18 protein-coding genes and 4 riboswitches are annotated in these 22,305 nt (G+C 44.3%); of the genes, 2 read left to right on the top strand and 16 right to left on the bottom strand.

The features are described from left to right. Positions 1-13 precede the first annotated feature (13 nt). Together kdpA and MHH56_RS08165 are read right to left on the bottom strand one after the other, a co-directional pair. Positions 14-1,693 carry a potassium-transporting ATPase subunit KdpA gene (gene kdpA, locus MHH56_RS08170; RefSeq protein ID WP_339207644.1) on the bottom strand — a complete coding sequence of 560 codons (1,680 nt, stop codon included), beginning with the start codon at positions 1,691-1,693 and terminating at the stop codon, positions 14-16. 219 nt (positions 1,694-1,912) lie between these two features. Then, positions 1,913-2,311: an NAD-binding protein gene (locus tag MHH56_RS08165; protein ID WP_339207642.1), complete on the bottom strand. Its 399-nt coding sequence runs from the start codon at positions 2,309-2,311 to the stop codon at positions 1,913-1,915. A gap of 118 nt (positions 2,312-2,429) precedes the next feature. Next, positions 2,430-2,600, bottom strand: a riboswitch (cyclic di-AMP (ydaO/yuaA leader). Positions 2,601-2,691: 91 nt separating this feature from the next. After that, positions 2,692-2,890: riboswitch (cyclic di-AMP (ydaO/yuaA leader) on the bottom strand. Positions 2,891-3,329: 439 nt separating this feature from the next. On the opposite strand from MHH56_RS08165, the gene MHH56_RS08160 reads away from it, so the two are divergent. Then, the gene (locus tag MHH56_RS08160; protein WP_339207641.1) at positions 3,330-3,758 is read left to right on the top strand and encodes a hypothetical protein; all 429 of its coding nucleotides are present in this window, start codon (positions 3,330-3,332) and stop codon (positions 3,756-3,758) included. A gap of 46 nt (positions 3,759-3,804) precedes the next feature. Then, a riboswitch (cyclic di-AMP (ydaO/yuaA leader) is annotated at positions 3,805-3,966 on the top strand. Between the two features lie 3 nt (positions 3,967-3,969). Beyond that, entirely contained in the window at positions 3,970-4,395 is a 426-nt protein-coding gene (locus tag MHH56_RS08155; protein WP_339207640.1) for a hypothetical protein, read from the top strand. Positions 4,396-4,468: 73 nt separating this feature from the next. On the opposite strand, the gene metE is transcribed toward MHH56_RS08155, so the two are convergent. The 14 genes from metE to MHH56_RS08085 all read right to left on the bottom strand — a co-directional run bounded on the left by metE (position 4,469) and on the right by MHH56_RS08085 (position 22,276). Further along, positions 4,469-6,781, bottom strand: a complete 2,313-nt coding sequence (metE, locus tag MHH56_RS08150; protein WP_339207639.1) for a 5-methyltetrahydropteroyltriglutamate--homocysteine S-methyltransferase — start codon at positions 6,779-6,781, stop codon at positions 4,469-4,471. A gap of 142 nt (positions 6,782-6,923) precedes the next feature. Next, positions 6,924-7,118: riboswitch (cobalamin riboswitch) on the bottom strand. A gap of 143 nt (positions 7,119-7,261) precedes the next feature. Beyond that, positions 7,262-8,017 carry a 2-dehydro-3-deoxy-D-gluconate 5-dehydrogenase KduD gene (gene kduD / locus MHH56_RS08145; RefSeq protein WP_339207638.1) on the bottom strand — a complete coding sequence of 252 codons (756 nt, stop codon included), beginning with the start codon at positions 8,015-8,017 and terminating at the stop codon, positions 7,262-7,264. Positions 8,018-8,021: 4 nt separating this feature from the next. Next, positions 8,022-8,816: a DeoR/GlpR family DNA-binding transcription regulator gene (locus MHH56_RS08140; RefSeq protein ID WP_339207637.1), complete on the bottom strand. Its 795-nt coding sequence runs from the start codon at positions 8,814-8,816 to the stop codon at positions 8,022-8,024. Between the two features lie 25 nt (positions 8,817-8,841). After that, positions 8,842-9,672, bottom strand: a complete 831-nt coding sequence (kduI, locus tag MHH56_RS08135) for a 5-dehydro-4-deoxy-D-glucuronate isomerase (RefSeq protein ID WP_076267940.1) — start codon at positions 9,670-9,672, stop codon at positions 8,842-8,844. 227 nt (positions 9,673-9,899) lie between these two features. Continuing rightward, positions 9,900-10,508, bottom strand: a complete 609-nt coding sequence (locus MHH56_RS08130; protein ID WP_339207636.1) for a TVP38/TMEM64 family protein — start codon at positions 10,506-10,508, stop codon at positions 9,900-9,902. A 270-nt stretch (positions 10,509-10,778) separates the two neighbouring features. Continuing rightward, positions 10,779-11,810, bottom strand: coding sequence for a DUF2332 domain-containing protein (locus MHH56_RS08125; protein ID WP_339207635.1), 1,032 nt, complete (start codon positions 11,808-11,810; stop codon positions 10,779-10,781). Positions 11,811-11,933: 123 nt separating this feature from the next. Beyond that, a complete protein-coding gene (locus tag MHH56_RS08120; RefSeq protein WP_339207634.1) occupies positions 11,934-12,713 on the bottom strand; it encodes an SDR family oxidoreductase in 780 nt (259 codons plus the stop codon). A 32-nt stretch (positions 12,714-12,745) separates the two neighbouring features. After that, entirely contained in the window at positions 12,746-13,231 is a 486-nt protein-coding gene (locus tag MHH56_RS08115; RefSeq protein ID WP_339207633.1) for a hypothetical protein, read from the bottom strand. A 185-nt stretch (positions 13,232-13,416) separates the two neighbouring features. Further along, positions 13,417-15,465 (bottom strand): alpha-glucuronidase family glycosyl hydrolase, encoded by a 2,049-nt coding sequence (locus MHH56_RS08110; protein WP_339207632.1) that lies wholly within the window; start codon positions 15,463-15,465, stop codon positions 13,417-13,419. A gap of 28 nt (positions 15,466-15,493) precedes the next feature. After that, the gene (locus tag MHH56_RS08105) at positions 15,494-16,513 is read right to left on the bottom strand and encodes an endo-1,4-beta-xylanase (protein WP_339207631.1); all 1,020 of its coding nucleotides are present in this window, start codon (positions 16,511-16,513) and stop codon (positions 15,494-15,496) included. 18 nt (positions 16,514-16,531) lie between these two features. Next, on the bottom strand, positions 16,532-17,476 hold the full coding sequence (locus tag MHH56_RS08100) for a carbohydrate ABC transporter permease (RefSeq protein WP_339207630.1): 945 nt from the start codon (positions 17,474-17,476) through the stop codon (positions 16,532-16,534). Between the two features lie 15 nt (positions 17,477-17,491). After that, a complete protein-coding gene (locus tag MHH56_RS08095; protein WP_339207628.1) occupies positions 17,492-18,466 on the bottom strand; it encodes an ABC transporter permease subunit in 975 nt (324 codons plus the stop codon). Positions 18,467-18,658: 192 nt separating this feature from the next. Then, on the bottom strand, positions 18,659-20,368 hold the full coding sequence (locus tag MHH56_RS08090) for an ABC transporter substrate-binding protein (protein WP_339207627.1): 1,710 nt from the start codon (positions 20,366-20,368) through the stop codon (positions 18,659-18,661). 132 nt (positions 20,369-20,500) lie between these two features. Next, positions 20,501-22,276: a sensor histidine kinase gene (locus tag MHH56_RS08085; protein ID WP_339207626.1), complete on the bottom strand. Its 1,776-nt coding sequence runs from the start codon at positions 22,274-22,276 to the stop codon at positions 20,501-20,503. Positions 22,277-22,305: the final 29 nt, after the last annotated feature.

Below are 22,305 nucleotides of genomic sequence, written 5' to 3'. Positions count from 1 at the left end.
TTCACCTCATCCGTTAGCGGAGTGTCAAATATTCTGCAACCGGCCCAAGCACGATGACCGGCAAGAAGGTTAATGCACCAATTAAAAGAACAGTACCAATTAGTAATATAGTGAAAAGTCCATTATCTGTACGGAACGTCCCGATTGTTTCTGGAACAGGCTGCTTGCGAACAAGAGATCCTGCAACCGCAAGCATCGCAATCATCGAAATATAACGGCCGGTCAGCATGACTAGCCCAGTACTAATATTCCAGAACGGCGTATTGTCGCCTAATCCCTCAAAGCCGGAGCCATTATTCGCTGCCGATGACGTATATTCGTAAAGCACCTGGCTAATGCCGTGGAACCCTGGATTCGTTATCGCCCCGTGACCCAAATCCGTCATAAAAGCAATGGCGGTAGGCACTAATATAATGAAGGGATGAACTAGAATTGCTATCGCTATCAGTTTCATTTCTCGCGGCTCTACTTTTCGTCCCAGAAACTCTGGCGTTCGCCCGACCATCAGCCCGCATATAAACACAGCTAGTATGGCGTACATGAGCATATTGATAAGCCCTACTCCCTTGCCTCCAAAGACGACATTAAGCATCATTTCAGCAAGCGGGACCAAGCCGCCAAGCGGTGTAAGCGTGTCATGCATATTGTTGACGGTACCCGTTGTCGCAGCGGCTGTTACCGTTGTGAACAGTGCCGATTGCGCGATACCGAACCTTACTTCCTTGCCTTCCATGCTTCCTTGAGTAGCGTCGATTCCTAGTGCGCTCATAGCAGGATTGCCTGTTTTCTCCGATGTGTAAGCAAGGCTGAGAAACACTAGAAACAGACACATCATGGCGGAGAATACAACCCAGCCCTGCTTTTTGTTTTTAGCAAAAAGCCCAAATGCATAAGGCAGTGAAGCCGGCAGCGCCCACATCGACAAGATTTGAATCACATTCGTTAATGGATTTGGGTTTTCAAATGGATGAGCCGAGTTCACTCCAAAAAAACCGCCGCCGTTTGTGCCCAAATGTTTGATGGATTCAAGCGAAGCTACAGGACCAATTGCAATTTGCTGCATGGCTCCCTCAAGCGTTTTAATTGTAAATGTTGGATCAAGCGTTTGCGGCACCTGAAGAGCGACAAGCACTAGCGTGATAATAAAGGAAATCGGAAGAAAAATTCTTGTGTGTGCTTTTACAAAATCCTCGAAAAAGTTGCCGATCGTCGTTCCTTTACTCGTAATCCCACGAACAAACGCGATGGCAACCGAGAAGCCCGTCGCCGCTGACGTGAACATCATCATCATGATGACCGCCATTTGGGAGAAATAAGATAAGGCACTTTCCCCGCTGTAATGCTGAAGATTCGTATTTGTAATAAAGCTGATGACTGTATTGAAAGTCAGTGTAGGCTCCATGGCTGCCATGCCATTTGGATTAAACGGCAGTGCATTTTGGAACCGCAATATCAAATAGCTGAAAGCAACTAAAATTAAATTGGTTGCAACAAAGCTGAGTGCGTATATCTTCCAGCTCATGCCCTCTCTTTTTTTGAGACCAATAAGCTTAAATATAAATCGCTCCGTCCCTCCGAATACTTTGTCTAACCGATTGTGTTCATTTGAGAACACATGATAGACGTAAGTACCAAGCGGCTTAACTAACAATACAAGAACGGCAATGACGATAAGCAATTGTAAAATATCCATCTTGTAAATCCCCCTCTATTAAAACTTCTCCGGATGAATTAACGCATAAATCAGATAAACGAAAACAAATACAGCCACTATCGCTATGACAGTCATTGGCCCTCGCCCCCTGTTTTCTCAATAACACTGGAGCACCAAGTTAAAAATCCGTAAAATAAACCGAAGCTAGCTAACAACGCCCCGAACATATAAAAATCCTGCATGTAAACCCCTCCTGCATTATTTGTTGCTTAATAGAAAACCGACTTCACCGGTATGAGAGAATACGATATGATCCGCTCCGAGCCCCTTGTAAATAGCCCTTGGATTCCACTGCTGTGTAATGACGTAAATCGACTTAGAGGTCCAAGCTCTGCAGCACTGTACAAAGCGGCAGCTAAGCGCCAAGCTGCTCTCGAATATAAATACCTCGCTAATGTTCATCGAAGGAACATTCCAACTTTGACGATCATTCGTATTGATATACAAAACATTGCTGATGCCCTGCTTGCGAAGCTGTTTTTGTTCCTGTTTGCTATTGGTCAAAACGATAAATTTAAATTGATGAAACTGTAAAGTTCGTATAAATGATTGGCCAGCCTCGTTTAGACCAGCAACAATAATATGCTCTTCCTGCAACCGAATTCTCCTCCATATGGTAAAAAAGGCAACAAAAAAGAAGCCTTGGGATAAGAGGAACTTTTCCCGCGGCTTCTTTGCCCGCAGCAGAATAAGCCGCGGGAAGCACGATGGCTGTTGCCTCTCTCGAGTACACTTACGAGGTTAGCTGTCGGATTCGGGCCTTGAGAGTTGCCCTACGCTTGATCATTTTCAAGCGATTCACCCCATGAAGCGAAATCGTGATTACACACGAATCGTTCGTTGGTTCCCCCGTTCCTGCTGCTGCAGGACTCAGCGTTTTCTTACATTTTGTAGCAAATAAAGCTTTTTTGGGCACAAAAAACCACAGAGGTCTATGACACTCTGCGGTCGAAGTTAATCGATCACAAGCTTCATCATTCCTCTCTCGGTCCACGCTTACGAGGTTAGCTGTCGGATTCGGGCGGTGAGAGTCGCCCTACTTTGACCGGTATCCATGGCACCTGTCAAAGATTCACCCCTGCTCTGCGTTTGTTCGACTCTCACATCGAACAGGCGCATCGCGTCATTATTGGTTCCCCCGCTTCCGCTTTCACGGAAACTCAGCGATCAGTAAATCGAAACTTATTTATAAATCCTGTATCGAATATTACTCCTCGCTATAAATACTGTAAAGGCAGCCTGCTACCTAATTTAGCCAGTTTCAGCCTTGCAGAGCGATTCGCAACGCTTACATTCATTTCGATCTCTCGATATCTCACTATTTCTCAATTTTACTCTTGTTTTCAAAAATAGTGTTCATTCCCTTTCTAACGATTTTATGCGTGAATAATCAGATTTCTCTATAATTGAGAATGGAAGAGAATAAACGAGTATTTCGAAGAATAAATATCTTTTTGCTGCCATAACGAATGGATTTCTTTTAATATGGCATATGGCTGCCTTTTCACGATATACCACAGTTTTACAATATTGCATTTCGGGTTTACCATAGACGGCAAGCCAATATGGCTGAGTATTATCGGTGAATTATTCAAATCGAGGAGAGATCTCATTGATGTCTACACCAGTTGAAGTACCCTTACCAAGCTTGGATAATCATCCTGCTGCCTTGTTTGAAATTAAACGAATTCAAATGTTTGTGCTGCCGGCTTCCATGCTTGAATCGAATGGTTACCGTGTTTGCCTAAGACTCTCCACTGCTGGTGGTCATGGCTGGAGTGAGCTGTTTATTAAAAAATCCGAGAAGCCTCGCGACTGGATCAGATGGAGCAGTATGCTGCTAAGGTTCATCGGCACACTTCCTCTTGCGTCACCTTTTGTTTTTCAAACAGATCCAATGATGAAGGACGAGCGTATATATCATTTGTTTGCAGCCGCTGCATTGCATATAGAATCCAATCATTACTCTTTTCCAAACTGTGAATATGACCGTGAAGAGCATACTTTATTTAAACAAGCTATCTCCTATGTATCGTTATTTTAAGCACTTCTGATTTACAGATGCGCTAATGAAGGGTATAATTAAGAGTAAACTATTTACGCTGAATTTTTCGAATGAAAAAGCGGGGGAACCATCGCGATCGACCGAAATCGATTCGCAAGGGGTGAATCCAGGGATTTGTAACCCTGGTAGGGCTTTCTCTCTAGCCCGAATCCGACAGCTAACCTCGTAAGCGAATAAAGGAGAGATGTATATGTTGACAAATTGTGCACGAAATCTGCATCTTTTTACGGAACAGACCCCTTATTTATCTGTCACACGAATCGAGCTATTCGTCATTCCTGCTCTTGCCGTCGATTCTGCAGGCCATCGCGTATGTCTTCGTTTAACAAGCAATCAAGGCTTCGGCTGGAGTGAACTATTTGCCAGCGACACAGAAGAGCCCCTTGACTTAGAACGATGGAGCGACCTGCTTCAGTCTTTTATCGGCAGCATTCCTCTACCACCTCTTAACCAGTATCATTATGACAAAACGGATCAGGATGGGCGCGTTCTCGACTTATTCGTCTCCGCCGTCAAGCATGTCCTAGCACAATCCGCCGATGCAGCCCCGTACAGCAACGACCATGAAGAGTCTGTTTTGCGTCAACGTTCCGTCTCCTACATCTCTTTGGATTAATTTCGTTCATAAGAAAAAAAAGACAGTCCAGAACAGATAACCTAGTTCTGGACTGTCTTATTGTATTTAGGATTTAAACCTTCGCTAATGCAGCACGCTGCTCTCTGACTTGGTAAGTAGCCAGCATCATGTTGCGCAGTGAAGCAACCGTTTCTTCCATTCCGCGTGTTTTCAAGCCGCAGTCCGGATTAATCCAGAAGAGCGTAGGATCGAGCACTTTAATGGCGCGCTCGATCATGCTGACCATTTCTTCCACGGACGGTACACGCGGGCTGTGAATATCGTAAACGCCTAAGCCGATGCCTTGGTCATAGGTGTTCTCCTCAAAGCTATGAATCAGCTCGCCATGGCTGCGCGAGGTTTCAATGGAGATGACATCCGCATCCAGCGCAAGAATGGAATCGATAATATCATGGAACTCACAATAACACATATGTGTATGAATTTGTGTTGTGTCACGCACAGCTGAAGTCGATAGACGGAAGGCATGCACGCCCCATTTTAAATAAGCATCCCAATCACTGCGTTTAAGCGGCAAGCCTTCTCGCAAAGCTGGCTCATCAACCTGAATCATTTCGATGCCTGCAGTCTCAAGCGCCTTTACTTCCTCTGAAAGTGCAAGCGCAATTTGGTATGCAACCTGCTCCCGTGTGATATCGTTGCGGACAAATGACCAGTTCAAAATCGTAATCGGACCCGTCAACATCCCTTTTACCGGACGACTTGTCAGCGACTGCGCATACACGCTTTCGGTTACTGTCATTGGCTCAGTAAATACAACATCGCCATAAATGACCGGCGGCTTTACGCAGCGGGAACCATACGATTGAACCCAGCCGCCTTTTGTAAATGCGAACCCATCCAGCTTTTCTCCGAAAAATTCGACCATGTCCGTACGCTCAAATTCACCGTGAACGAGGACGTCAATGTTAAGCTCTTCTTGGATTTCAATCCAGTTTTTAATTTTATCGTTGATAAATGAAGCGTAGTCCTGTGAGCTGAGCTCATTTTTTCTCCATTTTTGCCTTGCTTGACGTACATCCAGCGTTTGCGGGAAGCTGCCGATGGTCGTTGTTGGAAGGAAAGGCAAATTCCACTTTTTCTGCTGCAGCTTTTGTCTCTCCGCAAATGGCTTCTGCCTCGTTGAAGGATGCGCCGCAACCGCTGCTGCATCAGCAGCTTGACGATTGCGGGCAGGAGAAATGGATAAATGATGAATCCGCTCGCCGTTAAGCTTAAGCTCAAGCTTGCGCAGTTCTGAGATGTCCGCCTCATTTACTGTCGCTGTTTCACTTAGCCACACAATTTCATCCAGCTTTTCTTCCGCGAATGCAAGCGCCTCACGCAGCTCTACTGGCAGATTGGTTTCGTTTTTTGCCGTTACCGGCACATGCAGCAGGCTGCATGACGATTGAACGATCGTGCGCTCAGCTGGAATGTATGCCGAAATCCTTTGCAGCAATTCGAGCTTTTGCTTATAGTCTGAGCGCCAAATGTTGCGTCCGTCTACAAGTCCGATACCAGCGAGCTTATCCTTCGGATAACCAAATTGCTCAAGCGACTTCAAGTTTTGCTCCAAACCATGAACGAAATCCAAACCGATCGCTTGTACCGGGAGAGCAACTACAGCTTCATAATGCTCAACTGCCTCAAAATACGTTTGAAGCATTATGTTAAGCGCTGGCGCTGCTTGGTTCAGCCTTGCATAAATCGATTCAACCCATTGCATCTCTTCCTCAGAAATAGAGGTAACAAGGATGGGCTCATCGATTTGCACCCATTGTACGCCTTCTTGCTCAAGCTCCTTAAGCAGCTGAGCATAAAGCGGTATAAACTGCTCAATGAGCTGCGGAAGCTGCTTGGCATCGTAGCCCTTCGACAGCTTGAGGAAGGTGTATAGACCGATAATGACAGGTTTACCTTCAATACCAAGCTTTTCTTTGGCTTCGCGGTACGCAATCAGCGGACGGTTTTCCGTCAGTACCGGAGCTGCATCCGCAAGTTCTGGCACGATATAGTGATAGTTGGTATTAAACCATTTGGTCATCTCGCAGGCTTGTGCTTCCTGTGTCCCTCTCGCCATTGCGTAGTAGGTCTGTACGGGAACAGGACCTCCATCATAGGAAAAACGATCTGGCACAAGGCCAAACATCGCTGCAGTATCCAGCATTTGATCATATAACGTAAAATCATTAACAGGGATTAAAGAAATTCCTTTATCCTTTTGCAGCTTCAAGTTGTTAAGACGAATACTTTCAAGGGTTTGAAGGAATACCGTTTCGTCCAAATCACCTTTCCAAAAAGCTTCAAGCGCTTTTTTCCATTCCCGATTTTCGCCGATACGCGGATATCCAAGTACACTGTTTTGCAGCTTGCTCACGTTCATATTTCCTCCTAATAAATGTAATTATTATGAAATAAAAGCACAAAAAAGAGCGTCGTTACCTTAAAGAAGCAAAGGTAAAGACGCCCGGCGTTTTAATAAACAGCGGTTCTGTCTTAACACCTCCCTATCTCCCGTAGGTAAAATCAGTGTCGTTCAAATAGGCAGGTCTCCTGGCTCTAGAATCATCATCGTAAGCTTGCCTTCCCAACCGGTTAAGATCAGTGGCGTTAGCGCTTAGACTCCTCTGTTACAGTGGCGGGACCGCGTCGGTTTTGCACCGGACTTCCCTTTTAAGCTCAAGCTATACAGCAAGAGCACCTATTTCCACTTATTTCAGTTGTTGATCGCATTTTTTAGGATCACGAATAACTATACACGCAAAATAATAACCATACAATGGAAATCATTATAATATCAAAAAAAGACTCTCCTCTAAGCAGCCTGCGCTGCAAAAGGAAAGCCTTATTGGTTTTTATATAATTACCTAACCAGCCAACCGCCATCAACAGCCAAGATATGGCCGTTCATATAATCAGAAGCTGAAGAGGCTAGGAATACCGCTGGTCCAATCAAATCCTGCGATGTACCCCAGCGTCCCGCTGGTATGCGCTGCAAAATTTGAGCGCTGCGAACAGGATCCTCGCGAAGCGCTTCGGTGTTGTCTGTACTCATGTAGCCTGGGGCTATCGCATTTACCTGCAAGCCTTTAGCTGCCCATTCGCTAGCAAGCGCTTTGGTAAGACCGGCAACGGCATGTTTGCTGGACGTATAACCCGGAACATTAATTCCGCCTTGGAAGGTTAACATCGACGCAATGTTAATAATTTTCCCTGAGCCCTGTTCAATCATATGTTTCCCGGCCAGCTGGGAAAGGAGAAATACAGAATTCAAGTTAACATCGAGTACATCCTGCCAGTCCTCGTAGCTATGCTCTGCAGCGGGCGTGCGGCGAATGATACCCGCGTTGTTGACCAAAATATCGATGCGTCCCAGTTCTTCAACTGTACGATCAACAATTCCAGCAAGCTTCGTTCGGTCAGCAATATCGGTCTGAATTGTAATCGCTTTGCGTCCAAGCTCTCTTATCGCTGCTGCCGTTTTGTCAGCAGGCGTTTGGTTCGTGACAAGCGCGATATCCGCACCCGCTCGTGCTAATCCAAGCGCAATTGCTTCCCCAAGCCCGCGCCCTGCACCTGTGACGACAGCTGTTTTACCCGTCAAATCAAACAAACTCATCGGCTCAGCTCCTACCTTTAGTACGCTTCCCATTTTCCGAAAGCGCTGCTTTCATCATTTTTATATTTTGTGACTCATACCTCGCCACAACGTCCGCATCTATACCTTCGTCTGTGATGATATAGTCAATTTCATGCAAACCGGCAAACGTTATTAGTGCACCCTTATCGAATTTGTTATGATCGGCAAGGCAGTAGACGACCTTGGCATTTTCCATATACAGCTTCTTCAGCTTCGTCAATTCTTCTGTGAATATGGTAAGCCCATATTCCATATGAATGCCGGTTGTAGATAGAAACAGCTTGTGTACATTCAGTCGTTTAATCCATTCCTGCGATTCTGCGCCGATAAGCAAATTGTTATGCCGGTAGCCCCCGGGAATAACAAGCCTTACTTGGTCCTTCGCAGTCAGCTCCCGAATGATAAGCAGATCGTTCGTAAGCACCGTAACCGGGATGTTGGGCAGACGTTTTGCCATTTCGAGCGTAGTACTGCCAGCATCAAGCGCAATAATATCATTAGGCTCGATGCAGGAAAGAGCAAGCTCCGCAATCGCCGCCTTCTCCCGCTGATGCTTGCTGTTTGGGAATTGCAGCGGATAAAGGCTGTCTTCACCTCTATGCTGGGGCACAGCTCCGCCATGAGTCCGTTTCAGCAATCCCTTCTCTTCCAGCTTCTCTAAATCTTCACGAACCGTTTTCTCCGTGACTTGAAACAGCTCGCTTAGCTCGGAAACTTTAACCGCGCCAAGCTGCTCCAATTTATCTATAATCTTACGATGCCGTTCGGCAGCAAGCATAGTGCACCCCCTGTAGCGAATGTTTCTATTTTAGCTCGCTTGCAGGTACGGCGTCCATATCTGTAAATGTGTAGTTCTCTCCAGCCATCGACCAGCAGAATGTATAATTGCTTGTGCCCACTCCTGAGTGGATCGACCATGGCGGTGAAAGAATCGCTTGGTCGTTGGCAACAACAAGATGTCTCGTCTGCGAAGGCTCGCCCATCATATGGAATACGCGAGCATCATCATTCATGTCGAAGTATAAGTATGCTTCCATGCGGCGGTCATGGACATGCGAAGGCATCGTATTCCAGACGCTTCCCGTTTTCAAGCTCGTTACACCAAGCATAAGCTGGCAGCTTTGGATGCCGTCTGCGTGGATATATTTATAAAGAATACGTTCATTGGAAGTCTCCTGCGAACCAAGATGAGTCGGATTCGCTTCCTCCATCGTCATCTTGCGTGTTGCAATTTCAGCATGCGCAAGCGCGGAACAGAAATAAAGCTTCGCAGGGTTTGCTTTATCGACACTTGACAGCAGCACTTGACGTTTGCCCTTGCCAACATAAAGCACGTCGAGCTTATTCAGCTCGTATACTTCCCCATCAACAGAAATCGAAGCAGGTCCGCCAATATTCAAGAAGCCAACCTCGCGGCGCTCCAAGAAATATTCGGTTTTTAGCGTTGCAGCATCCTCCAGCTCAAGCGTCTCGTTCACAGGCAATGCTCCGCCTACAACCATTCTGTCATAATGCGTATATGTCATTTTTAATTGATCTTGCTCAAACAAGCTTTCGATCAAAAACTCGCTGCGCAGACGTTCCGTATCATATTGCTTCACATCAGTAGGATTCGTAGTATGGCGTACTTCCATTGGATAAAAGCCTCCTAAAAGTTATTTGCGTTAGACTCGCCTCGCAAGCTACGCTAATGTTTGTTATTGTTCGTTTTTATAATAACACACATTTACGAACATAAAAAGAACATTTTAAACATTTTGGATTAGCATGAACATTTTATTATCGAGAAGATTGTACAACAAAAAAAACGACCTCCGCGCACATCATTTGCGAAGAAGCCGTTTGTTGTTTTAGAGGAAATCTAATGAAGCTTCCACCTTCGATAAACATAAAGAGATACCGCCATAAACATGCCGTATACTAAGACGGTAACGAATACGTTTCTTGGATCCGTCATAAGCGTATCACCGATCGTGGCGAACAGCAGCATCGCTGGAATTTTGCCAATCGATGAGGCGATCGCATAAACGGTAAAGGAAACACGGCTTAGCGCCGAGTACATATTAACTGCAATGGATGGAATGAACGGAATGAGCCGAGCAAACATAATCGTTAGAAAAGCATTCTGCTCAAACATCACCGTTAGTTTGCCGATGCTTGGATAACGGTAGAGAAACTTCTTCCCCCACTCTTGGTAGCCATAGCGGATAAACAGAAACATCACAATGGATGCTGCCGCTGAGCCAATCCATGTCACTGCCGCGCCTAACACTGGGCCAAGAGCAGCACCAATGAGCCCGCCGATTACGGGATACGGGATGACAGGAAATAGTGCGACGAGCGTTGCCATAATGACGACGAGCGGCACATTATCCGCTTGCTGAAACCACGTCAAAATCACATCGCCATAATGATAAATAAGATAAGCAATACTGGCATACAAAGCAGCTAAACCTGTTTTTTTGAGCATTGTTGTACCCCTGAATAGTAGATATCTCCAGCTTATCATTATTGATGATAAATACGAGCAATGCATTGTGTCAAATTTAAGATCGCCAGTGATCAGTCGTTCAGTTCTTGTTTAAATGCAGCAGCGCATATTCCTTCGGAAGCAGTACAATCTTTTGTGCTTTCCATGCAATGGTGTTAGCACCCGCATCCCATTCCATAAAACTCTCGACCTCTATCCCTGAGCGCTGAAATTATGCTCTTTCGTTAAATCCACAATGAACGATTAGGATCAAAGCATCCACCGAAACCAACGGCCATGACCATCTGTTTCCGCTAACGTTTCCGTTTGCTCCTTGCCCTCCAAATAATAATCAAGATGAAGATTTGGGTCCCACATATTATTGTAAAGGTGAAATATATCTCTTTGTTGCCCTATTCTCCTAATGCTGTCTGTTAATTCAACTTTGTCTTCATGAGTCATTTGATTAGCTACATGGGTGTGAAACACACCAATAACACAATCCTCCGTTATTTTAGCAACCATTTCTGCAAGTCGTTTCACGCCATTCCCCTGAAACAACTCCATCTGCTGCCCTTTTAATAAAGAAGCTGCTTTGCCAAAATTCACAATCCGCTCATTATGCTCAGGCCATATCAACGACTTTAACCAAAGATAATCGTCTGCCTCTTCCAGATTATTAACATGCAAATCTATTCCTATCCTTGTAATCACTGGCGGACTTTGTTTTAGGAGATGCAAGGCAACGTCTCCACGAACTTCCGAGTGCAGTACCAGTTCAGCATCTATACTTCCATAGGTTTCACTATCGTTATATTGATAACTATACTTATCCCAAAAAAGCTGCAGCCCCGCACTTGTTCCGATTTCAATGATTGCTAATGGTTTTTTCGTTTTTTGATACATGTAACAAAATGCAGGATACAAGAATGCACAGCGTCTAACCTCATTCGTTTGTACAAGCTTGTTTTGGAGAAGATGAACAATCTCGTTTTTATGCTGATGGCAAAAGTGTTTGAAAAAAGGGAATGCCTCTGCTGCCTCTCTCGGATCGTTAACTATGCTGCCGTAAAACTTTTGCAGTTCGTGGCTGCTCTCTTTGCGCAGCAAGTACTGAACCACAGCAAAAAAAAGATTGGGTACTGGCTGGCCTTCTCTGCAATAAGAAGCCATCTGAAGCATTTCATCATCATCTGCAATGGCTAATGATAGCTGTTCATACAAACGGCTTGAGCCTTTGCATTCCCTCGTCGCGAACACCATAAATTGCTCAGTCAAAATAGGTTTGTTCAACAATGCCATCCCTCCATTTTCCCACTTAACGGCATTGTATCATGGCTATCGATAAATTATATTTCAATGATTTTATAAACTATATAGATTTCTTTTATCACGTGTACGTAGGATGATAAAGGACAAAATCAGCTATTTACCTAAAAAACCGCCTTCAGATTTTATGACTTGCCCGGTTATCCACTGTGATTCGTCACTCGCCAAGAAGCTGATTGTTTTAGCTGCATCCTCCGGCAAACCGATGCGTCCCATAGGGAACATTGGCAAAAAGCCTGCTTTCATCTGCTCATCCATCCAGCCAGAATCCGTGGGGCCTGGATCAAATCCATTCACTGTAATTAGAAGCGGAGCCAACCCTACAGATAACGGCTCAATTAGCCCGATCAATGCGCCTTTAGTTGCTATATAAGCCAAATTATTAGGATCGGGCCCTTTTGAAACCATAAAAATAATTCTGCCCGATGTCCCTTTAATTTGGTTTTTTTCGAATCGGTTCGCAAACTCTGTGCTTAACAATATCGGCCCTCGGTTATTCACCGCATAATGTTGGTCCAGTATATTTATATCCAAGCTTTTGTAATTGGAAGGTACGCAATAGGTGGCGTTGTTAATTAAAATAGTCGCGTGGCCTAACGACCTTTCTACTTGTTCCATAATAAGGGAAGGTGTTTCCACATTAGTAAAATCCGCTTCCATATGACTTGCTCTCACGCCTAAGTCTTCTAATTCCTTACGCAGCTGCTCAGGCCAGTCCTTCTCTCCCCCATTGCCTTCCGCTTCATCAAAGGCATGCCAATGCGTAAAGAAAATGTCTGCACCTAAGCGTGCAAGCGAACGGCAAATCGCTGTTCCAATTCCCGTGGATCTGCTCGCTCCTGTAACGATTGCTATTTTATTTTTTAATGAGATCATTCGCAATTCCTCCATATTCGTTTGTCCTAAACTTATAATTTATCTATTAAATTTAATATATGTTGTTTAATCTGTTTTTTATCGTCATCTGATAGAGCACTGGGTCGAAAATTTTGTAAATTGTCATCAGGGATGATAATGGTTGATGGCTCCTGAAGCTCTTTTTTTCGATCATCTCCATCTTCAACCATCGTGATATGGGACTTGCTGAATTTCGAATGTACGATTTCTGATTTAACGTATTTTCCATCCAGATCATAATAATCCACGACCATTTTGGTTTCAGAGCTTGTATAATTTTTATTTTCTGCCAAAGCAGTAATAGAGTTCACCTTCTTAAAGCCTGCTTGTTCATAAAAGCCATCTTTGTTTTTCTCTGAAAAAATTTCTATGCTAAATGCCTCGACATGCTCGACCTTGACTGTATTGCTGCAAGCACTTAACAATATAACAAAAGCAGCTATTATACTTAACTTCATTGCAGCAGCTAACCAATCTGATATTCTCATGACTTTCATAGCTTCACTCCTCATCGCAATTCCCAATAAAATCCCATTACTTTATGATTGCAAAGCTTTCCTCATTTGTAAAGGTTTTATCTATAGACAAAAACAGCCCTCTACCAACGCGGCAGCGGACTGAATATTGTGCTTGTCCTAACAAAAAACGAGGTGGACAAATCTCCACCTCGCATCCAAACTCATTAAAATATTTTCCGACCAGCCGCATCAGCAATGCCCGATTTGCGGTAGAAATACGTATTGATCACGTCGCGCCAGTGCTTCGCATGATCAGCTTGAAAGGCCAATCGCTCAGCAACATGTGCAAACCTTGCTTCATCGATTTTGCTGGCCAAACCAGCCCAATCCCGCTTCATCTGCTCTGCTTCCTCCGCACCCGCAAAATGGGTATCGTAGATATGCTGAATGACCGTCTTGCCAGAATGGAGTACATGGGTATAAGGCACATGATGGAAAAATAACAGCAGCTCATCTGGACAAGTGTCCAAACTATCATACTGCGAACGGTTTGGTTCATTATACTGTGCGGTATATCCTGTTCCGCTCGCCTGCGTCCGGTCAACGCCGATACCGTCACGATCTGCAAAATGGTAGGTTCCCCATCTTGAATACTCGTAGCCATCGACATCCGGACCAAAATGATGGTTAGGTGTGATCATCCAGCCTACGCCAAGCGGTGCCGTATAGCTTTCATATAACAGCCACGACTTCATCAGCATGTCACCGATTGCTAAAGCTATCTCAGGATCATTGCCAAACGTTGCGGCTATCCACTCGTGCGAAATCTCCTCGGCTGTTAAAGCCGGGTTCCAGACCAGCCGGCCATATCCGTAAAGATTGGCTTGTGCGAGAATATGCCCTGTCCAGCTCTCTTCATTCCCAATATTGCTTACTGCTGCAATTCCGCTATATTTCATGCCGTACAATGTACCATCCACCACTCGCTTAACTTCAGTCGATGCACCTTCCGCATAGGTATCGAAATCCATTACCTGCTTCCACTGCGGGACGAGATAACAAAGATGCTTCTGTTGACCGGTATATTCTTGAGTGATCTGGAACTCCATCATCTGGTTCGTTTTCTTCATCGCGCCAAACAACGGGGATACGGGCTCGCGAACCTGAAAGTCCATCGGTCCATTCTTAATTTGTAGAATGACATTACTCCGAAAACGACCATCGAGCGGTTTGAAATGGTCAAATGCCGCACGCGCTCGATCGATCTTCCGATCACGCCAATCCTGCATGCAGTCATAAACGAAGCAGCGCCAAATGACGATGCCATCGTGAGCTTCCAGCGCTTCAGCGAGCATATTCGCTCCATCTGCATGGTCACGTCCATAAGCAAATGGCCCCGGCCGATGCTCGGAATCTGCCTTCACGACGAAACCACCGAAATCAGGAATAAACGAGTAAATCCGTTCAGCCGTTTCCTTCCACCACTGCTGCACACCAGCATCCAGCGGATCTGCAGTGGCCAGACCTCCGATTTGCAGAGGGGCAGCAAAGTTAACGCTCAGAAACAGCGTAATTCCGTACCTGCGGAAAATGTCTGCAATAACCGCAACAGCAGGAAGCTTTTCCTCTGTGATGAACATCGTTTCAATCGCATGGACATTCACATTATTGATAGAAATCGCATTGAGGCCAACGGATGCGAGCATTCTCGCATAATCGTTTATTCGATTAATATCACTCGTTATTTCTCCGTTTTGATAAAATATGGACTGGCCCGCATACCCTCGCTCTACCGAACCGTCAGCATTATCCCACTGATTAATCATTCGAAGCGACATGGCTGGAGATTGCTCGGCATTCAGTTCTTTCACTTGCTTACCGGCGCCTAATAGACGCAGCAAATGAAACACACCATATAATACGGCTGTATCTGATCCGCCGACAAGAGATAAATTGCCATCGCCCTGCTGAGAGCTGTACCGAAGCATATATCCCGCTTTGGACGGCTCCCATCTATCCGAATCCATTAATACGGAGTCCACCATAATATGAAGGAAACCAGCCGTCGCAGGCTCAGCCCGCTCCTTTACTGCCGGAATTATGCCGATTAAGGCATGAATGCCATGCTGCAGCTCTTTGATTGCCGTTTCCAAAACGCCAGTCGCCACGCCACTAAAGACGATCTGACCAAAAAGAGCCAAATACTCCTTTTTCAAATGCAAATCCTCTATCCGCTGAGGATTTAGCCAAGCCTTATACGTGTGACTGTCCATTTATTAACGTGCCTCCTTGTAAGCTGGCTCAGAGAGATGAGTGCTGCTTCATGATGCGCCAGAACGAACCTTTTGGCTCATGGTTCTCATCAAATAGCATTGGCCAATTTTTCCGTCCACGTACAGGAAAATCACTGAGCCACGTATAATCATCCGCCGCTCCCCAGAACGTAACAGCATCAATATGATTGCGATATTCCGTCAGCAAATGAAAGACAGCCTCATATCGTTTCTCCTGCAGCTCCAGCATTTCTTCAGTAGGCTTTGCTAGGTCGGTTCGTACATCATCATGGCGGAACATCGATATATCAAGCTCGGTTAATTGCAGTCTTAGGCCAAGTGAAGCGTACTTCTCGATAGCAGCCCGTATTTCATCTAAATGAGGATGATATAAGCTCCAATGCGCTTGAAGGCCAACGCCATGAATCGGGACATCCTGCTCTAGCAGCGATTTAACCAATTGATAGATTTTATCGCGTTTCATAGGGTTCGACTCATTATAATCATTATAGAAAAGCTGAGCTTTAGGATCTGCTTCATGTGTGAATTCAAACGCTTTGGCAATATAGTCCACTCCGGCGATATCCAGCCATTTGGTTGGACGCAGCATAGCTGCGCCTTCGTCAGAAATGACTTCATTTACGACGTCCCAAGCATAAATATCATCTTTATAACGGCCAACAACGGTATGAATATGCGATTTCAATCGATCCAAAAGCTTCTCGCGGCTAACTGGGCTACCATCCGCTTCTTCAAACAGCCAATCGGATGTCTGATTATGCCAGACCAGTGTATGCCCTCTCATTCTTTTCCCATGCTCTCTTGCAAATGCGACGATTTTGTCTGCTTCTTCGAACGTATAGGTATCTTCGGAAGGGTGCAAACTAACAAACTTCATTTCATTCTCAGCAGTCAAGCTGTTAAAATGGGTGGCAATGAGATCGCGAGCCTGAACAATGGTACGCGGATTAACCGCTGCGCCTATATCAAATGAATCTTTAAATGCTTCGTATAACTTAGGAACAGAACTCGCTGTATTGCTGCTCATCTTATTTCCCCCTGTCTATTAACCTTTCACGCCGCCTACGGTCATACCTTTTACAAAGTATTTCTGTAGAAACGGATATACCATAATGATCGGCAAGGAAGCCACAATCGTCATCGTTGCCCGAACCGCAAGCGGTGTCACCGAATTCCCTCCAGAATTGGCCGCGCCCGAGAATGCATCGGCAGCCGTCTTCGCCGTCAAGGATGCATTGGAGTTCTGAAGAATTTTTTGCAGCTCATACTGCAGCGTACTGAGATCGATATTCGAGGAATTGTACAAGAACACGTCAAACCATTGATTCCACTGATACACGGCTGAGAATAAAGCAACCGTTGCAAGTACAGGTACGCAAAGCGGCAGAACGATGCTGTAGAACATTTTGAAGTCGCCTGCGCCATCTATTCTTGCTGATTCCAAAATACTCTCTGGCAGCCCTTCAATAAAGGAACGAATAATGATTAAGTTAAATACGCCGATTAAGCCTGGGAAAATATAGACCCAAAAATTGTTGATCAAGCCTAAATCACGGATTAACAAGAAGTTGGGAATAAGTCCGCCATTAAAATACATTGTCAAGATGAACGCAATCGTTACGAATTTTCTAAGAACGTATTCTTGCCTAGTAATCGTGTAAGCGACCATCGCTGAGCAAAAAACGGTAGCAATCGTTCCAATAACCGTTCGAAGGATTGAAATCAGCGTTGCATGGAATATCGTTGCTTCTTTTAGCACATAGGCATAATTGTCCAGTGTCCATATCCTTGGCAGCAAATATATGCCGCCCTTAATCGAATCCGTCGCATTGTTAAGTGATACGGCGGCCGTATTCAAGAAAGGATATAAGGTCACAACCATCAGTAAAGTAAGAAATATATAATTGCAAATATCAAATATGAGATCGCCGCGTGATGAGCGGATGCGGCTTGGTTTGTTTGACACAGCTTCCGATGCCGAATGACTCATGTTGTACCCCTCCCTCTAAAACAGTCTGGACTCGCCCATACGTTTTGCAAGATTGTTCGCTGCGAACAATAAAATAAAGCTGATAATGGTTTTAAACATACCCGCTGCAATTGATAGCGAGTAATTGCCTTGCGCAATCCCGTATTTAAGAACAAATATGTCAAGGTTTTCGGAAAAATCGACGTTCATGCCGTTCCCCAGCAAATACTGCGGCTCGAAGCCCGATTCCAGCAAATACCCGATATTCATAATGAGCAATACGATAATAACCGGTTTGATACCCGGAAGCGTTACATACCACATCCGTTTAATTCGGCCTGCTCCATCCATCTCTGCTGCTTCATATTGCGCAGGATCAATCATCGTCATTGCCGCTAGGTAGACGATTGTATTCCAGCCTACATCTTTCCATACAGAGCTTGCTCCAAAAATGGTCCAGAATTGTTCAGGTATACCGAGAAACAATATTTCCTCGCCTTTTTCCACCCATCCGATCCAAAGCAGCATTTGATTAATAATGCCATCTGGAGATAACGTTGTTTGAATAATGCTTGCCGCAACTACCCATGAAATAAAATGGGGCAAATAGCTGACCGTTTGAACAATGCGTTTAAAAGCAACCTTCCTGACCTCATTTAACAACAAAGCGAGTGTGATTGCCGTAACGAAGCCGAGAACCAGATTGATTCCGCTCATCGCTACTGTATTTCTTAAGACCCGAAGAAACCTTTCGTCCTCGAATAAAAATTTAAAATGATCAAACCCAACCCATTTCTGCTCACTAAAGCTTTTCGCTGGCTTATAGGCTTGAAAGGCGATCGTCCACCCCCATAGAGGCATATATTTAAAAATAAACAACCACGCTAGAAACGGCACAGACATAAGAACAAGCACGCGCTGCTCAATGAGCTTTTTCGCAAAATTCTTCAGTCCCGACGGCTTCTTAGGCAGCACCAGGTTTGACGATGACATATCGGGCTTATGTTCCATCTTGAATCTCTCCTTCCGGACTGAATGATGCTGGATAGCAAGCAAAAGCGTCTTCGGCGACCTCTGGACGCCGAAGCAGCTTTGACGGAGAAATATAAGGCATTTATAAGCTATTACACTTATAAATTCTTATATTTGAAGAAAGGCCGGCATATTGCATGCGCAAGCCGGCCTTTCACCGATCCTTCTATTTTATTGCTTGGATGCTTCAATCAATTTCTTGACTTCATCTGTTGTCCATTTCTCGTAGGCAGCTGTATCCAGCTTGCCGAATGCATCTGTATATTCTGTCCATACCTTCTCAAAGTCAGCTGGTTTCGCAAGGACAAGTTTAGGGAAGTATTTTTTCGTAAGCTCATCTTTTTTCGTTTCCCAAATTTGCTGCGTGGAGCCTTGCTCCTTCGGAATGCCCCAAGCAGGGTACCATGGACGATCGTCCGGTGCTGCAAACAGTTCGGAATACGTTTTCACGCCATATTTTTCAAGAATAGTCTTGTCTTCATTGGTTAGGCTCATTTGGAATACTTCTGCTTGCATTCCTGGTGATACGGAGTTGCCATCCGGCAGAGACGAGCCATTGTTGTAAAGCGGCCAGTTCCAAGAATAATATTTAAATCCAAATTTTTCATTGAAAGCTTCATCGATTTTGGCGATTTGTTCCGCTGTACGGTACATTCTGCCATTTTCATTTACTTCGTACGTTTCCCCTTTAATTCCCCATTTCTGAAGAATTTGGTTCTCGTCTGTTAGAAGATTATCCAAGTATTGAACAATACGCGCAGGATCCTTCGCACTCACGGTAATACCCATGCCGCGGTTTTTAACAAAGCCTGGAGGATCCAGGTATTGATCCTTTTGGCCGTCAAAAGTAACTGGCAGCGGGAAGTATACGAAATCATCCTGTGTTGGATCTTGTTTAGCGGCGTCTTTGAGCGCATTTTGAGCATTAGCAAACTGCCAGCCGTAATCGAAGAAGCCAACCACTTTATGCGAAGTCAATTTAGCTAAATATTGATCAAAATTATCTACGAAGGAAGCTTTATCGAACAAGCCTTCAGCATTGATCTCATTTAGCTTTTGAAGCCAGCGCTTCGTATTTTCATCCGCAGCGTATGTTTTTGCTTCGAAGGTGTTCATATCCACGATGACGTTGCCGTCATTCGGGTAACCTGCCAAATGGTTTGGAGGGTTGGAAGTTGCGAAAAATCTCCAGTCATGTGTCAGTGAAACATAACCAGTCAAATCCTCATCCTTGTGCTTCTCTACGAAATTTTTAATGAGATCCATGTAACCATCAAGCGTTGTTACTTTCGGATAACCCGCTTCTTTTAATACTCTGCGTTGTACCCAGAATGCACCTTGGTTAATGTTCGGATCCGGAATATACTCGCCAACTGTATTAGAGAATGGCAGGAAGTAAATTTTGCCGTCCGCGGCTCTCATTTGATTGAAATACTTGCCGTATACCCGTTTAATATTAGGGCCGTATTGCTCAATAAGATCGTCCAGTGCAATAAACGCACCTGCATCTAAAATCTTGTCGATTGCAGCATCCGGAATCATAACATCTGGATAAGCGTTGGATGCGATCATCGTACCAACCTTTGTGTTCAAATCGCCAACCAAATGCTCGATTTTAAAGTTAACGCCCGTTTGATCCTCCAAAATTTTACCAATCGTCGTCTCGTTGCTGTTAATGTCCTTAGCTGCTGCAACACCATTGAAATAAGAAAAAGTAACTTTTTCAACCGGCTTATCTGTTTCTTTCCCTTCACTTGCAGTATTTGCAGGTGTGTTTGTGCTGTTTGTTGGCTTTGTTTCTCCGCCATTGCCGCTGTTCGAGCATGCAGCAGTAAAGATCATAAAGGCAGTCATACAAGTCAATAATATTTTCTTTTTCACTTTCCCCAGCCCCTTTCGAGTGCAACTTTTTTGTAAGCACTTTCATTATAAGTAATCTAAAATACTTTGTTTACCCAATAAACTATAGTTCAAACTTTAAAAAACATATACGATATTCGTTTTACGAGCACCTCATATTTCAACAGGAACAGCAACCCGAATAAATGTACCTTGTCCAGGCTCACTCTCAATTAATAGTTGAAAACGGTCTCCGTAAATTAGCTTCAAGCGATAAATGACGTTCTGAACGCCAATTCTTTCACCCAGCTCTTCGTCGCTATCCAAATAGCCATAAAACTGTTTTACTTTTTGTTCATTCATGCCAATCCCATTATCTCGGATCGAGAAAATTAACGTGTCCTCCTCGCGCTCAACTTGCACCTGGATGCTGCCTCCATGCCTTAGCGGCTCAATGCCATGGATGCTTGCATTTTCTACAAACGGCAAAAACATCATTTTCGGCACCTTACACTCTTTAGCAGAAGGATCGATATGAATATGGTAATTCATCCGATCTTCGAATCGATATTTCTGAATTTCGAGGAAACACAAAATAAATTCAATTTCTTCACTAACCATAACGCGGTCCTTGCCCCAAGTGAGCGAGGTTCTAAATATTTTTGCCATATTGTGTATGATCTTGGCCGTCTCCATCTCATCCTTGATAAGGCTTCGCATTCGAATCGTTTCCAGCGCATTAAACAGAAAATGAGGATTGATCTGGCTTTGCAACGCATTCAACTGCGCTTTCCTCCGCTCAAGCTCCAATGTTTTTGTCTGAATATCCGCAATATAAACATCATCAATCAAGCTTTTCACTTGTATCGTCATTCGATTGAATTCACTCGTTAATTGTCCAATTTCATCCAAGGATTCCCCTTGCTTTATCGTATCAAAGTTTTGGTTTTTCACTTTTTTCATATGTCTCAAAATACGAATAAGCCGTTCATGCAAAGAACGTGATATCCATAATATAATCAGTGTCGGTATAACAATATTTAAACAAGCCAGCACGAAAACAAATTCTCTGGACTGTCTAACATCCTTAAGCACCTCTTCCTCCGAAATCGTCCCTACAATGCGCCAATTTTCCAAATAACTCACATAGGAATTCGTTGAAGGAAATTGGATCGAATCCTTTGGAAAAACCAATTCATCAAACGATACCGGTTTTCCGCTCCAGTCCACCTCAGGGTCTGTCGTATACTCCACATGACCTTTATCATCAATTAAATAAATGTTGCCCTGCAGGTTCTGATTTCGAAATATTTGGTCAATCGTGCTCGTTTTCAAATCGATTTTCAAATACTTTTGCCATTTATTTTTGGATTCAAAATAATTCATCTCACGGATAATGCTGAATGTGTTCCGCCTATCCGCGCCATCGCTTTTCAGATACAAATCCTCCTGCTGCGTTCGAATGAAAATAGGGTAAGAATTGTCTCTTTCTTTGAGCAATTGGTACCAGTCAGACTGTTTAATTTCGTTTGATAAATAACCAACGCCGCCTGAATGCAGCATTGTTGGATTTTCTACGAAAATTTTTATGCTTTGAATGGAGGCATAAACAGGAGTATAGCTATTCAAAATTCTCCGGAAATACGTATCATAAGCTTCTACATAAGCAGCAGGCTCTTGGTAGTCCGTTTCTAAAATTTCGTTTAAGTTGTAATCGGTATAAAACACAGCGGAAATGGTAACGGCATCCTCGACTTCGGCGCGGAATTCGTTGTTGATCTGTTCTACTGCTCGTGTAATATCCTTCATCCGCTGATTTCTCACATTATCCGTCGTCACATTATAAAAAATAACATTGGTTAACACGATTGGAAGAAACACCGAAAAGATATAAAGGATGAGCAGCTTATTCCGCAGACGAACATTGTTGAGACTTAGGCTCAGCTTCACGGATATTCTCCTTTTCTTGTGCTAACGGA

The sequence above is a fragment of the Paenibacillus sp. FSL K6-3182 genome (genome assembly GCF_037976325.1).
Taxonomy (GTDB): Bacteria; Bacillota; Bacilli; order Paenibacillales; family Paenibacillaceae; genus Pristimantibacillus.
Note: the sequence above shows the minus strand (reverse complement) of the source record. Positions and strands in the feature narration are given on the sequence as shown.